Here is a 15,357-nt window from a genome sequence, read left to right as displayed (position 1 = left end):
TTCGGGCGGAGATACGTCGGTTGCTTGTCTATACGAGATCGTCGGGGGCGGCACCGATGCAAGGTATGCCGGATGCGAGGCGCTGCCTTGTCGAATTGATAATGGTTGGGACGATAAACTGCTTTCTATGGTGGAGCGTCATCGAGTTGTGCCCGAATGAAGCAAGGCGATCTTGAGCAAGGTCAGGCAGGCCAAGCTCAGCAACCAATTCATATTTCGAAAACCTCCGCCTCGTCTTCACGCGGTTCGATCAGGGCGTTCGAGAGGAGCGACATCCCGCAGGTCTGCCGCCTGTTTTCGCAGACGTTTCGCCTGGGCAAGAGCTATCAGACGGCCAAGCTCGCCGCCTGCCTGGAAGCGACGTATTTCGACTCGCCGGGCTATACCGAGGGCACCGGCTCCATCGTCCATTTGGACCGGAACGGAGCGGTGGACGGTTTCATGGGCGTCATCGCCATGACCATGGTCGTCGGGGAACGGACCCTTCGCGCCGGCATCCTCAGCGCGTACATGGCCGATGATCCCGACAACAATCCCGGCATCGGCGTCAGTCTCGTCCGGGGTGTCACCGCCCGCGATTTCGATCTCCTCTTCACCGACACCGCCAACCGAACGTCCCTGGATATTGCCCGCGCCACCCGCTTCGTGATCCTGCCGGCACAGAGCCTCGAATGGGTGAAGATCCACCGGCCCGCGGGGACGGCGGCGTATTTCCTCGGCAAGCGCCTGCCCCGGCTCGCGCGCTGGATCGTTCCGATCGCCCGCGCCACCGATAGCGTGATTCGGCGATTTCTGCCCTCCGGCCCCCCACGCCCCGACGGAGTCGTCTCGAGCCCCATCGCCGCCGCCGATTTCGCGGAGGCCGCCCGACCCTTCCTCGACCCCTATGACCTGAAGCCGAGTTCGGCCGAATTGGGATGGTTCGTCGAGCAGGCCGGGCTCCAGACCAAATACGGCCCCCTCCAGATCCGCGAGGTCGTGGACAGGATCGGCCGACGAATCGGGCTCTATCTCCTCTACACGCGCCGGGACGGCGTCGCCTATGCGCTCCAGATCATAACCCAGCCCAACCGCGAGGAACTCGTCGTCGGCCAGATGTTCGCCGATGCGGCCGCGTCGGGAGCCGTCGCCGTGCGCGGGGCGACATCCCCCGACCTGATGAAGGGGCTCTTTCGCCAGAAGGGCCTCTTCTATCACCACGTCATGGGCACGATCGCCTGGACGCGCGATCCGGAGGTGGCGGCAACGCTTCGCAGCGGCAACGTATTTCTCGGCGGGCTCGCCGGCGAGACCTGGGCACGCATCGTCACCGAGGATTTTTCGTGACGTGCGGCATCCTTACGAAGCGTATTTCACCGTGCAGCCATAGGGTTTCGCCGTCCTGACGCTTACCGGCTTGCCAGCGGCGATCTCGGTGAGGGCGAGGTCGACGTAATTCTTCGCGGTCCTGAGGTCGTCGAGATTGGCGGAAGGCTTGTCGTCGATGCCGCCCTGGTAGAGCAGAGTGCCATCGCCCGACACGATGAACATGTGAGGGGTCGTCTTTGCGTCGTAGGCGCGGCCGATCGTGCCGGCGGGATCGAGGATCACGGCGGTGGGGGAGGCTCCACGGGTCTGGGTCAGGCGGTTGGCGGCCTGCCCGTCCACCGCGCCCTGCTCGCCTGGGGCGGAAGAGACGACCGAGAGCCAGACGATGCCGGCCTCGGTCCATTTCTTCTGCAGGGCCTGCATCGCCTGACCGCCGTAATGCTTCATCACGAAGGGGCAATCGTGGTTGGTCCATTCGAGGACGACGACGTTCCCCTTGTAATCCTCCAGCCGGACGGTGCGGCCATCGGCATCCGTGCCGGTGAAGAGCGGAGCGGGCTTGCCCACCTGCGGGCCCGCCGCCATCGCTTCGCCGATGGGCAAGAGCCCGACGAGCCCGGCGGCGAACATCGTTCCGAGAAACATCCGGCGTGGCAGGGCCATGGCTCTCATCTTTTCGTCGTCTCGAGGGCGGCGCGCCGGTCGGCGGCATTCGTTGGAATCCGGGTGAGTTCGTCGAGGACGATGCCCGATGTCAGGATCTGCGGCAGTACGATGGGCTCGCCCGTGCCGGTATAGAGCAGGTAGAGCGGCACGCCGCTGCGGCCATGCTTCTCCAGCAGGGCGGTGATCTCGGGATTCTGGTTGGTCCAGTCGCCCTTCAAATAGGTCACGTCGCGCGCCTTGAATGCGGCCTCCACGCTTTGCGTGCGGAGTGCCGTGCGTTCGTTGACTTGGCAGGTGATGCACCAGGCCGCCGTCATGTTGACGAAGACCGGCTTGCCCTCGGCCACGAGGGAATCGAGCCGGGCCTGGGTGAAGGGTGTGATGCCCTCGGCCGTCGCATTCCGCATATCCGCCGAGGCCCGGTCTTGGTCGAGGCCGACGGTGAGTGCGAGGGTCGCCGCCAGGGCCGCGACGGCGGTCAGGCGGGCGAGCCCGGCGCCGATGCCACCCGCGTGGCGCGCCCGCTCCCAGGCCCAGGCGGCGAGGCCCACGAGGACGAGGCCGATGAGTGCGCCGAGAAGACCGGCCGAGCCGACCTGCTGCGACAGCACCCAGACGAGCCAGGCCACGGTGGCGTAGATCGGGAAGGCGAGGGCCCCTTTCAGCGTGTCCATCCAGGCCCCCGGACGCGGCAGGCGCCGTAAAGCTGCCGGCCACGTGGTGAGGACGAGGAAGGGCACGGCGAGGCCGAGGCCGAGGCTCGCGAACACCGCGAGGCTCACCATGGGTGGCTGCGTCAACGCGAACCCCACCGCCGAGCCCATGAAGGGGGCGGTACAGGGGGTGGCGACGACCGTCGCCAGGATGCCGGTGAAGAACGAGCCTTCGAGCCCCGCCCGCCGGGTCAGCCCGTCGCCGACCCCGGCGATGCCGGCCCCGACATGGACCACGCCGGAGAGGCTGAGGCCCATGGCGAAGAGCAGGTAGGCGAGGCCCGCCACCACGAGGGGCGATTGCAGCTGGAAGCCCCAGCCGATCCCGGCGCCCGCGCCCTTGAGGACGATCAGCAGCCCCGCCAGGGAGAGGAAGGCGGCGAGTACGCCGGCGGTGTAGGCGAGGCCGTGCAAGCGCACGCGGGCGGCCGGCTCTCCCGAATGCTTCACGAGGCTCAGCACCTTGATCGACAGAACGGGAAAGACGCAGGGCATCAGGTTGAGGAGCAGGCCGCCTAGGAAGGCGAGGCCGGCGGCACTCCACAGGGTCAGGCTCTCCTCAAGCGAAGCGTTTCGCGATGCGGATTCCGATGCCGTGGGGATTATGCCGGTGGGAGCGGGGGCCGGCGCGTCGCCGATGGCATAAGAGCGCTGGACCGTACCATCGACGGTCTGCTCGTCGAAGGTGAGGACGCCGGGAAGCTCCGTAGGTGCGGGATCGCCGGGCGTCGCCCGCGCAAGGCTCAGACTGAACCCCTTGTCGTCGATGGTCAGGGTCTGGGGAGCTGCGTTCTCGATCGCCGTCTCGGAATAGGGGAAGAACGCGGGGTCGCGGATCGCATCGGGTTTCAGGCCGGGCGCGACGGCGGTGAGGATCAGCCTGTCGCCCTCGCTCGTGAGTTTCACCGGCCAGGGGGAGGGGACGGGGAGGGCCGCGCGGGCATCCTCGAACAGCAGGATGTTGGCGGGCGAACTGCCGGTGCTGGTGCCCGGAGCGGCCACGGGCACGCTCAGCTTCAGGTCGGCGGAACCCGGAATGCATTCGCGCTCGCAGACGAGATAGGTGAGCTTGGCCGCGAGAATCACCGCCTTGCCGGGCGGCAGCACCGCCGGCGGGGTGATTTCCGCCAGCAGCACTGTCTCGCCCTCGAAGCCGAAATTCACCAGATGCGCCACCGGGATGCGGCTCGGCGTCGGCCATTGGATGGCGCCCGCCGTGAACCCCTGGGGCAGCGACCACGCCACCTCCGGCGACAGGCCCGAATCGCCGGGATTGCGCCAGTAGACGTGCCAGTGCGGGCGCATCACCATGCGGATGCCGATGGTGAAGGGCTCCCCGGCCCGGATCGCCCCGGGCTCGGCCAGGAGGTTGGCCTTGACGAGGTCGGCCGGCGGCTTGAGCCCCTGCGCCGAGGCGCCGGCGGCACCGATCAGCACGAGAAGCAGGAGGGCGAGGAGCCGGTTCATCGAGACCTTGAAGCGGAGGGGCGGGGCGCCAGTCATGACACCCTGACGCTTAGATATGGCCGTTTGGTGCCGCGGTAAAACCGGCGGCCCGAGATGGCCCGCAACAGAATCGCCGCGATGGGGCCTCCACCGTAAGAGGTGACCCCGAAAGGCTCACAGGAATCGTCGGGGGTCGAAGGGCGCGAGGGGGATTTCCGGCGTTTCGCCTCCGACGAGCTGGGCCGCGAGGCGCCCGGTTCGCGCCGAGCCGACGAGGCCCACATGGCCATGCCCGAAGGCGTAGACGACATCCGTGGTCCTGCGCGCGGGGCCGATGCAGGGCCGCCCATCCGGCATGCTCGGGCGATGACCGAGCCAGACCTTCAGACGGTCCTCGGGTATAGGGTCCGGTAATCCGGGAAACATCGAGATGAGGTGATCGCGCAGGATCTCGGCGCGTTTCCAGTTCGGCGCCGCCGCCAGTCCCGCGAATTCCACCTGACCGGCCGCGCGCAGGCCGCCATTCATGAAATTGACGATCATCTTGGCGTCCGAGGCCATGACCGGCGTGCGCGGCCCCGCCTCGGCCTCCGTCACCATGACGTGGTAACCGCGCTCGCTCTCCAGGGGGAGCGTGTCGCCGAGGGAGGCGGCGAGGGGCTTCGACCGGGCGCCCGCCGCGACGACGGCGCGGTCGCAGGGAATCTCCCCCTGTTCCGTCGTGACGGCGGCGAGGCGTCCGCCTTCCAGCCGGAACCCCGTCGCACGGGTGGGGATCCGGATGGCGCCGCGCGCCTGCGCCAGGTCGGACAGGGCGGCGACGTAGCGTCCGGGATCGCGGCAATGGCCGGCCTCCTCGACCACGAGGCCGAACGTGTAGCGCCGATGCAAGTTGGGCTCCCGCTGCCGCAGCTCGTCGGCAGAGAGTTCGAGCCACGTGACGCCGACCTTACGCCTGATCTCCCAGGATCGGGCTTCGCCCTCGAAAGCCGTACGGTCGGGATAGACGTGCAGCACGCCGCGACGCTCGACGAGCTGCGGGACGCCCGCCTCCTCGGCCAGCTTCGCGTGGAGTTTCGGCGCATCGACGAGCAGCGTCCGCATGGCGCGGGCGGTGCGCTCGATCCGGGGCGTGGTGCGGGCGGCGAGCAGGAACCGCGCGAGCCAGGGCATCACCTTCGGCAGGTAGGCCCAGCGGATCGAGAGGGGCCCGAGCGGATCGAGGAGGAAGAAGGGCACCCGCTTCCACATGCCGGGCTCCGCCGGCGGAATGACCGAGTGCGACGAGAGCCAGCCGGCATTGCCGTAGCTCGACGCCTGCTCTCCGCCGGGAGGGCCGGGATCGACCACGGTGACGCGATGGCCCGCCCGCAGGCACTCGATGGCGCTCACCGACCCGACCGCGCCGGAGCCGATGACGACCACGTGAAGGTCCGACTGGGCAGTCATTCGTTTTGTTCCTGCAGGGGGTACGACGGTCGGCCTCGGTCTCAAGCGGGGCGCCCGCTCGCCAGCAACGGCCGTGTCGCCGCCTCTAGCCAAGTCCGCGTCTCGCCGTCGAGATCGGCGCTCAGGGCTGCCCGCACCCGCGCGTGATAGGAATCGATCCAGGCGATCTCGGCCTCGCCGAGGAGCGACAGGTCGATGAGGCTGGTATCGTAGGGGGCGAGCGTCAGCGTCTCGAAGCCGAGCATCGGTCTTTCGCCGCCGGGGATCGCCCGCTCCTCCACGAGAACGAGGTTCTCGATGCGAATGCCGTAGGCGCCGGCCCGGTAATAGCCCGGCTCGTTGGAGAGGATCATGCCGGGCGAGAGGGCGGTGGTGCCGGTCTTGGCGATGCGCTGCGGGCCTTCATGCACGGACAGGAAGGCGCCGACGCCGTGGCCGGTGCCGTGATCGAAATCGAGCCCCGCCTCCCAGAGCGGCGCACGGGCGAAGGAGTCGATCTGAGCGCCCGTGGTGCCCTTCGGGAACACGGCCCGCGCGATGGCGATATGCCCCTTGAGCACGCGGGTGAAGCGGTCGCGCATCTCCGGCGTGGGCGTCCCGACCGCGACGGTGCGGGTGATGTCGGTGGTGCCGTCGGCATATTGCGCGCCGGAATCCACCAGGAAGAGCTCGCCATGGCCGACCGCCCGGTCGGTGTCGCGGGTGACGCGATAATGCACGATGGCGCCGTTGGGACCGCTGCCGGAGATGGTCGGGAACGAGATGTCCCGCAGCAGACCGGTTCCGCCGCGAAAATCCTCCAGCGCCTCCACGGCGGCGATCTCGGTGAGGCGGCCGCCCGGCGCCTGCCGGGATAGCCAGGCGAGGAAGCGCGTGACCGCGATCCCGTCGCGGTGATGGGCCGCGCGAGATCCGGCGATCTCGCCCGCGTTCTTCACTGCCTTCATCAGCGTGATCGGATCGAGGCCGGGATCGACCCTGCCTCCGGCCTGTGCCACCAGTGTCGCCAGCGCCGACGCGCCGGTGGCGCAATCGAGCCTGATCCTGGACTCTCCGGCACCGAGAGCGGCGAGGGCCGCGTCGAAATCCGCTCGCCCGGCGATGTCCGCGGAGGGCACAAGCGCCTCCCGCAAGGCGGGATCGATGGCGGACGAGGTGAGATACAGGGCGGCACGTCCCGTCCGGGGGACGATGGCGTAGCCGAGCGCCAGGGGCGTATGCGCCACATCTCCGCCGCGCAGGTTGAACGCCCAGGCGAGGTTGTGCGGATCGGAGATCACCAGGGCGTCGCAGCCGCCGCGCCCCAATGCCTCTCGGATGCGGCGGAGCTTGGCCTCGACAGCCTCCCCGGCGAGTTCGAGGGGATGCGCCACCACCGCGCCCGCGGGGGCGGCCTGCCTGTCGGTCCAGACCGCATCGACGGGATTCACCAAAACCGGGGTGACGCGGCCGCCGGCCTTGGCCACCGCCTTCTCCAGCTTGGCGACGCCCTCGGCGGTGTGGAGCCAGGGATCGTAGCCGAGCACGGCACCCTGCCTCAGATGCTCGCCGATCCAGGCCTCGACACTGGTCTCGGCGAGCTGAATCGGGGTGAGGATCGTGGTGTCCACCTGTGCCGGGGCCTGGAGCGTGTAGCGCCCGTCCACCACCAGGGCCGCCTCGTCGGCGAGGATCAATGCGGTGCCGGCCGAGCCGGTGAAGCCCGTGAGCCAGGCGAGGCGCTCGGCATTGGCGGGCACGTATTCAGACTGATGCTCGTCCGCGCGGGGCACCACGAACCCGTCGATCCCCGCCTGCCGCATCGCCGCCCTCAGGGCGGCGATGCGCGTCGCGCCCTCCCGGTGGCTGGGATCGTCGAAGGTCTGGAAGCGGGCGCGGGTCATGGCGATGAGAGTTACGCGTCGCCGAGAGGAGCGGCAACCGCCCTCACAGTGGGCGTGGTGCCGCTCCGCCGCGTTTTAGCACCAGGGTCGCCCAGCCCTCGATGAGGCCATGCCGGGCGAGGTGGAAGCCGCGATGGCGATAGGTGGAAAGGACGCCCGGCACGTCGCGTTCGATCAGCCCCGACAGGATGAGCACGCCGTGATCCGCCACCGTCGCAGTGAGCGTCGGCGCGAGGCGCTTCAGGGGCCGGGCGAGGATGTTGGCGAAGACCACGTCGAAGCGCCGGCTCCGGTTCGCGCTCGCATGGCGCACGCCGGGTCCGACATAGAGCCGGACGAGGCCGCCGAGACCGTTCAGTCGGGCATTGCCCTTGGCGGTGGAGACCGCCTCGGGGTCGAGGTCGCCGGCATGGACGGGCTGGTGCAGGGCCTTGGCCGCTGCAAAGGCGAGGATGCCGGTGCCGGTGCCGACGTCGAGAACATGCGCGGGACGGCCCTGCTTCAGGATGCCGGCCAATGCCTTGAGGCAGCCCAGCGTCGTGCCGTGGTGGCCGGTGCCGAAGGCCAGGGCCGCCTCGATCTCGATGGCGAGGTCATTCGGTCGAATGGTGTGGCGGTCATGCGCGCCGTGGACGAGGAAGCGCCCGGCGCGGACCGGGTTCAACCCTTCCAAGGAGGCACGGACCCAATCCTGCTGGTCGATGGTCTCGAACACGGCCGCATCGGCCTGTTCGCCAACGAGGGGGCGGATCAGGTCGCGCACCATCTCCTCGTCCGGCGCATCGGCGAAATAGGCCTCCAGGCGCCAGGTCTTGCCGTCCTCCGCCTCGAAGGCGGCGACCGCCGTCTCCGTCGGATCGAACATCTCGCCGAGGATATCGGTCATGGCGCGCGCCGACCGCTCGTCCGTGAGGAGGCGCAGCACATGGGTGGGGCGGTTGGGATGAAGGCCTTCGAGCATGATGCGGGCTCTAGCATCCGCGAGGATTGCCCGCCACCGTCGCGGAACCGAGCCCGCGCCTTCGCGTTTCCCTGCGCTTCTCCTGTCGTCCCCGTGGCGTTCGAGGGTGCGGTGTTGAGTACGAACCAGAAGAAAAACATAACTCGGGCCCCCGTGGCCATCGTCGGCAGGAGGACCACCAGACGCCTCCGTGCGAGCGGAGCCTCGGGGCTGCTCGATTCCGAGCCGAATTTCGAGCCGGTCCCGGGTTCGATGTTGGTTCTTTTGAGCCGGCTCCATCGCGCCGAGCGGCGGAACAAGCCGGAGGACGAGCCGCCCGCGACCTGAGCGCATGCCTTCATCGCCGGTCGCAATCCGTGGTATCGACGCTGCCGACGGCCGGTGTGGTTCATGAGGATCGGCCTACGGCGAAAGGGATGCGCGTCTCTATGATCCAGTACAGCTGCAACGGGTTCGCCGGGACCGGCGTCTGACCCGCCGCCCGTGCTCGATCTCACCCCAGACGAATGGACCGCCATCGGCCTGAGCCTCAAAGTCGCCTGCGTGGCGACCCTGGCGAGCCTCGTCCCCGGCCTCTTAATCGCCATGCTCCTGGCACGCGGACGGTTCCCCGGCCGTGCTCTCCTCGACGGCCTGGTCCACCTGCCCCTGATCCTGCCTCCCGTGGTGACGGGATACCTCCTGCTCCTGTCGTTCGGCCGACGCGGCACCTTCGGTGCGGCGCTCGCCGAGATCGGAATCGTGTTCTCGTTCCGCTGGACCGGGGCGGCGCTGGCCTGTGCGATCATGGGGTTCCCGTTGATGGTCCGGGCCATGCGCCTGTCCATCGAGGCGGTGGACCGGCGCCTGGAACAGGCCGCCGCCACTCTCGGGGCACGGCCGAGCGCGGTCTTCCTCACTGTCACCCTGCCGCTCGCCATGCCCGGCATCCTTGCTGGTGCGGTGCTGGCTTTCGCCAAGGCGATGGGGGAGTTCGGTGCGACCATCACCTTCGTCTCCAACATCCCCGGCGAGACCCAGACGCTGCCCTCCGCCATCTACAGCCTGACCCAGGTACCCGGCGGGGAAGCGGGCGCGTTGCGCCTCACCCTGATCTCGGTGGCCCTGTCGATGGTGGCCCTCCTCGTTTCGGAAGTACTGGCCCGACGCCTCGCACGCCGCCTCGGCACGGGGTGAGAAGGCCCATGCCCGCCACAATCGACATCGACGTGTCGCTCACGCGGGGGGCCTTCAGCCTCGACGTCGCCTTCACCGCCGGCCCCGGCCTGACCGCTCTGTTCGGTCGCTCGGGCTCGGGCAAGACCACGGTGATTGACCTCGTCGCCGGGCTGGCGCGGCCGGATCGTGGGCGTATCGCGGTGGAGGGCGAGACGCTGCTCGACACGGAGCGGGGCATCGCCGTCCCGGCCCATCGCCGGCGAATCGGCGTGGTGTTCCAGCAGGCACGGCTGATGCCGCATCTCTCGGTACGACGGAACCTCGCCTATGGAAGGGCCTTCGCCCGCGGCCGGAGCGACGGCATCGCCTTCGACGGCGTCGTCGACCTGCTGGGGATCGGCCATCTCCTCGAACGGCGGCCGGCGGGTCTCTCGGGTGGCGAGGCGCAAAGGGTGGCGATCGGCCGGGCCCTGCTCAGCCGTCCCCGCCTCCTGCTGATGGACGAGCCCCTCGCCGCCCTCGACGAGGCCCGCAAGGCGGAGATCCTGCCCTATATCGAGCGCCTGCGCGACGAGGCCGGCTTGCCAATCGTCTATGTCAGCCACGCGGTCTCGGAGGTGGCGCGGCTGGCGCGCACCGTCGTGGTGCTCGAGGCCGGTCGCGTCGCCGCTGTCGGCGCGGCCGATACTGTGCTTCGCCGAGCCGATCTCCTCACCACGCAGGAGGCCGAGGCCGGCGCGATCCTCGACATGGTCGTGGGGGAGACCGATCCCGAGACCGGTCTGACGCGCCTGAGCGGGCGTGCCGGCCGGCTCTCCGTTCCCCGCCTGACCCGGAGCCCCGGTACGGTGGTGCGTATCCGTGTGCCGGCGCGTGACGTCCTCCTCGCCACGCAGCCGCCGGTGGGCTTGAGCGCGCGCAACTTGCTCGAAGGGCACGTCGCCTCGATCCACGCCCTCGGCGAGGCGGCGTCCATGGTGGAGATCGACTGCAACGGCGTCCTGCTTGCGGCCCGCCTGACCCGTGCCTCCGTGCGCGATCTCGCCCTCGCGCCCGGCCGCGCCGTCTACGCGGTGGTGAAAAGCGTTGCCTTCGATCCCCAGGCCGTCGGGACAGCGAGGCCGGAAGCGGTGGAGATCTGACCGCGCCGCCGACAAATTCCTAAAAAACCATCTTTCCCGTTGAGAATTCCTTTGTCATCTTCGGGACGAGTGGTGGGTAACCGGCGGGCTTTAAGAACTGGTTCACCCTCGTCGTCGTTTTTGGTTGCATGCCACGACCACCTTCGAAAGGGCGTGCAATGACGATCCTCAGTATCTCTCCGATGTCGATGTCCCCCGTCGCGCCGGTCGCTCCCCTCGTGAATTCCCCGGCCCCGGTGCGCAAGGCCGGCCCGGCGACAACGGTCGGCACGCCGCTGGACCCTCCCGTGCGCTTCGATGTCCGGTTGGACGACGCGTCCGTCACCGACGACCCGGCGACGAAGCCGGACGCAGCATTTCCGACGGCGGATGAGCGCCGCATCACCGTGGACCAGGACACCAAGAGTCTAGTGTATCAAGTGGTGGATCCGAATTCGGGCGATGTCGTCGTGCAATTGCCCGAGGCCACGATCCTTCGAGCCCGCGCCTATGCGGAAGCCACGGCGGCCAGGGCGAAGGAAGATCAGCGACCGCTGGATCGGACGGCCTGACGGGAGCGAGGGCCAGCTGCACAATCTGAGAGCAGGTGTGAGAGGAGGGTCGCAGCGCAGGCTACGGCTCTTTCGACGTTCGGCCGGAGGGTCCGCGTCGTCCTTCGAGCGAGGAGGAAAAGCAGGCCGCCGGGTTCGTTCCAGCCACCTGCGCGTCAGCCAAGCGGTGGGCGATATGCCACCGGCTCATCCACCGTGCCTGGATGCGTTGCGGCCCGCACGCGCCGCTTGAGCGCGGGGGGCCTTGCAGGCGTCAGGTGCGCAGGCCGGCGGCGATCTGGTGGTTGATGTTGATGAGGGCCGATAGCTTCTCCGCCTTCGGCTCGATCATCGTGTCGATCATCCGCTTAAAGACAAAGGTCGACAGTTCGGCGATACTCGTCTTGATCTCGATCGGGAGTTGACTGTCGGGTGCCGTCGCGGCACCGGCGATGATGGACCAGACCTTCTGATTGAAGTTGAGAGCTTCGTTCAGCGCTCCCGACTGATTCTGCCAATCCGCCTGGATCGTCTGAAGCCGGCCCGCCGCCTTGATCAGGACGGCTGCTTCCGCCTCCCGCGGCGTCAATGCAGTCTGCGCGACCCGTGCATAGGCACTGGCTCCGTAGGACATAGCCGATCCCTCTCCCGAGGCGGCCGAGCTGATTCGGGCCGCTTGAGGCCGACCTTGACGGAGTAAGGTTAAAATCCGGTAGCGGAGCGATCTCGCCCCAATCATGCCGATAAGCTGGCGGAGGACGTAGCGGGCAGTGGACGACCTCACCTGTCCGACGGGATCGACCGACACGATGGCGTGCGATGCAACAAAGGAAGATTTCTGTCGGCCTTGTGCAACGCATCAGTCAGGTTTTGACGTCATGCTGTGTCCGGGCAGACCCGCGCCGCGGGCGGGCATGACTTTCCACTGACATGATGAATTTTCTGCTCGGTACGCTCGCCGGAGGGCTCGTCGCCGGGGTCCTCACCATCGTCGCCGTTCGTCAGCCCGAGGTCCAGGCCAAGCTCGGCCTTCATCCCGTATCGACGGCACTGCTGCTCCCGGCGGCTCCGCCGCGCATCGAGGCTCCCTGTAGCCTCATTCCCGCCCGTCCTCAGAGTGACCAGACCATCGGCCACCCGGACATGCTGTTCTCCAAGCGCCGGTTCTGGTTCGTAGCCCCTTGAAGGGGGGCGATCAGAGGCTGCTGAGCAGGAACATCACCATCGTCGTCGCCACGGTGGTCGAGAGGAAGCCGCACAGGGCCGCCGCGAAAGACGGACCGGTCGCTGGCGAGTGCGCGGCGTGGGACGAAAGCAGGGTGAGATCGCTGTGCTGGGCGGACGCGTTCATGACGGAAGTCTCCCGACGGACAAGCTTTCCGTCGTTCGTGAAGCTGTGACGGGGGAAAAACGGTACGGCTGTGCGTCGCCGCACCGAACAGGCGCATGCAGAGGCAATCCGCGCCAACGCGGATTCTTTTCCAGTTTTGACGTATCAATCGACGAGGGCTGAGGAGAAGTATCTGCGTTCCCGCTACGAAGTTCAGTCGCAGCGATTTACCGATTTTGCAGCCCGAAGGGCCCTTGTTTCGCTGCGAAGATCGATGGCGACAATACCGGCACCGCAATCTTCGAACGCTTCCTTAGCGTCCTCATAACGATCGCCGACTTCGTCGAGCGTGTCGCAGACCCGATCACGGTTGCCGAGCCGCGCTTCCTCGCGAGCCTGGTAGCGAAGGGCCGCAGCCTCCTGGATCTTCCGTTCACCCTTGAGGCAGGAGGGGGCCGCTAGGGTCGGAGCGATCATGCACAGCACGAAGCCCAAGGCGGCGATGGGCGTTGCAGGAGCGAAGCGCATGGTAGAATCCGATTGTGCGTCTCGTTGAAGGAGGGCTGTCCGTCTTTCGACATCGGCACCCTAGTACGGTCAGTAACTGATCAAGTTTAAAGCCAGAGATCGGTCGTCATCGGCAGGTCTGCGGTTCAAACGGCGAACTCACGGCGAAGGTTCCGCAGGTTTTCAGCGCCTGCGAGAGGCCAGGATCTGGTCGAGGCGCACCGGGGCACAGGCATGGACGTCGACCCCGACATCATATTGCCGTGGGGCCGGCCCGAGCCTGCCGTGGGAATGGCCGTGGAGATTGAGGGCGCCGCGCCCGATGCCGTTCCAGGTCCGGAACGCGTAATGGCAGAGGACGAGCCGCCGCCCCTCCACCTCGATCTCGGCATAATGGCCCACCGAGGCCCAGTCCCGCAGGGCGAGCGTGCCCGGACCGTCATTGTTGCCGACGATCAGGTGCTTCACACCGTTGAGAGCGCCGACGATTTCGGCGATGCGCGCGTCTGAGGGGCCGAGCGCCACGTCGCCGAGATGCCAGACCGTGTCGTCTGTCGCGATCCTCTCGTTCCACTTGGCGATGAGGCCGGCATCATGAGCGGCGAGGTCGGAATAGGGGCGCCGGTCGATGTTCAGCGCCCGTCGGTCGCCGAAATGCGTATCGCTGGTGAACCAGACCGCCACGGCTCCGCCCTGCTCAGCCGCCGGGACTGAAGCGCAAGGGAATGGTGACGGCCAGGGAACCGGCGCTCACCCCGGGAGGAGCCGCCGGCAGCGAACCGCGCACGGCGGCGAGTGCTGCCCCGTCGATGACGCTGATTCCGCTGCTGCTGGCGAGCCCGGCGCTGAGCACCTGACCCGAGCGCGAGACCGTGAAGCGGACCACAGCCGTGCCGCCCGCCGTTCCCGATGCGGCATTGCGGTTCATGCGGCTCTTGACGGCAGCCGAGATCGCACCCGTCCACTGCCTCATGGCACTCGGATCGCTGCCTGCGGCGGACGAGCCGGTGCTGGCCTGTCGGGCGGAGGAGGCCGAACTGGCGGGCCCACCCTCCTGAGCGGCGCGCCTGCTGGTCTCGCGCGCGGCCCTGAGCTTGGCTTCCTTGGCCGCCTTCAGTTTCGCCTCGCGAATGGCTTCGCGCTTGGCCTCGAGTTCCTCCTGGCGCTTCGCCTCGATCTTAGGATCGGGCTTCGGCTTCGGTCGAACGACCTCCACGGGCTTGGGCGGCTTGACCGCTTCGGGAGGCTTGGCCACGACCGGGGGCGGGGGAACAAGAGGCTCGGCCACCTCGGCGGTGGAAGTGACCACCTGCTCTTCCGGCGGTACTTCGGTGACCGTGTCGGGGGTGACCACCGGCTGGGTTTCGTCGGGGGGAATCTCGGTGGTCTCGGGCGGCGTCACCGCCACCATCTCCGGCGGCTGTACCTCTTCCACCACGTCCGGCGTCTCGACGGGCGCCTGTTCGGCGGGCGGGGGCACCGCCTCCGTCATGGCGGGAGCCGATGGGGCTTCGGCCTCCGTCGATTGCGGCGCCAGATCGATGGTAATCGTGTTCTCGCCGGGGGGGGCCTTGGGCGGCTGGCCGAACAGCATCATGCCGGCCAGCACCGTCAGGTGCAGGACGAAGGCCACGAGGAAGGCGGCAGCCAGTCCTGTGGGACCTTGCGGTCCGGGTTCACGTGTCGAGACGAGGGCGCTCATCGGGTCTACCGCGGTGCTCCGCTCGCCGCGGGGGGCGCTGGAAGCGCTCCGCCAGGGGATTGCGCGATGAGGGACACCTTGGTGAAGCCGGCCTGGCCGACGAGGCCCATCACTTCCATGATCTTGCCGTAGGGGACGTCCTTATCACCGCGCACCAGCATGACCTGGTTCGGGTCTTCCGCCGCCAGCGCCTTCAGGCGCGGCATGATCGTCTCTGCCGTCAGCTCGTCCTTGGCCAGGAACGGCTTGCCTTCCTTGTCGATGGAGATCTCCAGGGGCTTCTTTGCCTGGGCGACCTTGGCGGCGGTGGTCTTGGGCAGTTGCACCGGTACGCCCGTCGTCATCAGCGGCGCCGCGACCATGAAGATGATCAGCAGCACCAGCATCACGTCCACCATCGGAGTGACGTTGATCTCAGACATCGGCGCGGAATCGAGGTCGTCGTCATCATCGCCGCCGCCGCTGGCGCGGACCGAACCCATACCCATCGTTCGCCCTCCGGGGCATCGTCGGCCGGCTCGATGGCCCGCCGCAAGTCGTCACCGTACCGCCGCGTGTGCGC

Annotated in this window: 16 protein-coding genes; 5 read left to right on the top strand and 11 right to left on the bottom strand. The window is 68.0% G+C overall.

The window, feature by feature from the left end; translation table 11 throughout:
- Positions 1-156 precede the first annotated feature (156 nt).
- Positions 157-1,326: a hypothetical protein gene (locus K368_RS0101740; RefSeq protein WP_245259469.1), complete on the top strand. Its 1,170-nt coding sequence runs from the start codon at positions 157-159 to the stop codon at positions 1,324-1,326.
- A gap of 12 nt (positions 1,327-1,338) precedes the next feature.
- On the opposite strand, the gene K368_RS0101735 is transcribed toward K368_RS0101740, so the two are convergent.
- The 5 genes from K368_RS0101735 to K368_RS0101715 form a co-directional block, all read right to left on the bottom strand.
- On the bottom strand, positions 1,339-1,971 hold the full coding sequence (locus K368_RS0101735; protein WP_027170877.1) for a redoxin domain-containing protein: 633 nt from the start codon (positions 1,969-1,971) through the stop codon (positions 1,339-1,341).
- A gap of 5 nt (positions 1,972-1,976) precedes the next feature.
- On the bottom strand, positions 1,977-4,154 hold the full coding sequence (locus K368_RS0101730) for a protein-disulfide reductase DsbD domain-containing protein (RefSeq protein ID WP_036266658.1): 2,178 nt from the start codon (positions 4,152-4,154) through the stop codon (positions 1,977-1,979).
- 153 nt (positions 4,155-4,307) lie between these two features.
- Positions 4,308-5,582 carry an FAD-dependent oxidoreductase gene (locus K368_RS0101725; RefSeq protein WP_027170875.1) on the bottom strand — a complete coding sequence of 425 codons (1,275 nt, stop codon included), beginning with the start codon at positions 5,580-5,582 and terminating at the stop codon, positions 4,308-4,310.
- A 41-nt stretch (positions 5,583-5,623) separates the two neighbouring features.
- Complete coding sequence (locus tag K368_RS0101720; RefSeq protein ID WP_027170874.1) at positions 5,624-7,465, bottom strand: aminopeptidase P family protein; 1,842 nt, start codon at positions 7,463-7,465, stop codon at positions 5,624-5,626.
- 43 nt (positions 7,466-7,508) lie between these two features.
- A complete protein-coding gene (locus tag K368_RS0101715) occupies positions 7,509-8,426 on the bottom strand; it encodes a 50S ribosomal protein L11 methyltransferase (protein WP_027170873.1) in 918 nt (305 codons plus the stop codon).
- Between the two features lie 483 nt (positions 8,427-8,909).
- On the opposite strand from K368_RS0101715, the gene modB reads away from it, so the two are divergent.
- The 3 genes from modB (at position 8,910) to K368_RS23665 (ending at position 11,277) form a co-directional block, all read left to right on the top strand.
- On the top strand, positions 8,910-9,602 hold the full coding sequence (gene modB, locus K368_RS0101705) for a molybdate ABC transporter permease subunit (protein WP_027170872.1): 693 nt from the start codon (positions 8,910-8,912) through the stop codon (positions 9,600-9,602).
- Between the two features lie 8 nt (positions 9,603-9,610).
- Entirely contained in the window at positions 9,611-10,726 is a 1,116-nt protein-coding gene (modC, locus tag K368_RS0101700; RefSeq protein WP_036265884.1) for a molybdenum ABC transporter ATP-binding protein, read from the top strand.
- A gap of 158 nt (positions 10,727-10,884) precedes the next feature.
- Positions 10,885-11,277, top strand: a complete 393-nt coding sequence (locus K368_RS23665; protein WP_036265881.1) for a hypothetical protein — start codon at positions 10,885-10,887, stop codon at positions 11,275-11,277.
- Between the two features lie 253 nt (positions 11,278-11,530).
- Here the strand turns inward: K368_RS23665 and flaF are convergent, their stop codons facing one another.
- Positions 11,531-12,064 carry a flagellar biosynthesis regulator FlaF gene (gene flaF / locus K368_RS0101690; RefSeq protein WP_245259468.1) on the bottom strand — a complete coding sequence of 178 codons (534 nt, stop codon included), beginning with the start codon at positions 12,062-12,064 and terminating at the stop codon, positions 11,531-11,533.
- 122 nt (positions 12,065-12,186) lie between these two features.
- Between flaF and K368_RS0101685 the strand changes: the two genes are divergently transcribed.
- Positions 12,187-12,441 carry a hypothetical protein gene (locus K368_RS0101685; RefSeq protein ID WP_027170869.1) on the top strand — a complete coding sequence of 85 codons (255 nt, stop codon included), beginning with the start codon at positions 12,187-12,189 and terminating at the stop codon, positions 12,439-12,441.
- A 10-nt stretch (positions 12,442-12,451) separates the two neighbouring features.
- Here the strand turns inward: K368_RS0101685 and K368_RS26950 are convergent, their stop codons facing one another.
- The 5 genes from K368_RS26950 to tolR all read right to left on the bottom strand — a co-directional run bounded on the left by K368_RS26950 (position 12,452) and on the right by tolR (position 15,283).
- Positions 12,452-12,607: a hypothetical protein gene (locus tag K368_RS26950; protein ID WP_197031090.1), complete on the bottom strand. Its 156-nt coding sequence runs from the start codon at positions 12,605-12,607 to the stop codon at positions 12,452-12,454.
- A 192-nt stretch (positions 12,608-12,799) separates the two neighbouring features.
- Positions 12,800-13,063, bottom strand: coding sequence for a hypothetical protein (locus K368_RS0101675; protein WP_227437903.1), 264 nt, complete (start codon positions 13,061-13,063; stop codon positions 12,800-12,802).
- Positions 13,064-13,276: 213 nt separating this feature from the next.
- On the bottom strand, positions 13,277-13,777 hold the full coding sequence (locus tag K368_RS0101670) for a metallophosphoesterase family protein (RefSeq protein ID WP_027170867.1): 501 nt from the start codon (positions 13,775-13,777) through the stop codon (positions 13,277-13,279).
- A gap of 13 nt (positions 13,778-13,790) precedes the next feature.
- Positions 13,791-14,795: an energy transducer TonB gene (locus K368_RS0101665; protein ID WP_027170866.1), complete on the bottom strand. Its 1,005-nt coding sequence runs from the start codon at positions 14,793-14,795 to the stop codon at positions 13,791-13,793.
- A gap of 5 nt (positions 14,796-14,800) precedes the next feature.
- Positions 14,801-15,283 carry a protein TolR gene (gene tolR / locus K368_RS0101660; protein WP_027170865.1) on the bottom strand — a complete coding sequence of 161 codons (483 nt, stop codon included), beginning with the start codon at positions 15,281-15,283 and terminating at the stop codon, positions 14,801-14,803.
- Positions 15,284-15,357 lie beyond the last annotated feature (74 nt).

The organism is Methylobacterium sp. 10 (genome assembly GCF_000519085.1).
Taxonomy (GTDB): domain Bacteria; phylum Pseudomonadota; class Alphaproteobacteria; order Rhizobiales; family Beijerinckiaceae; genus Methylobacterium.
This window is presented reverse-complemented; position numbering and strand designations above follow the sequence as displayed.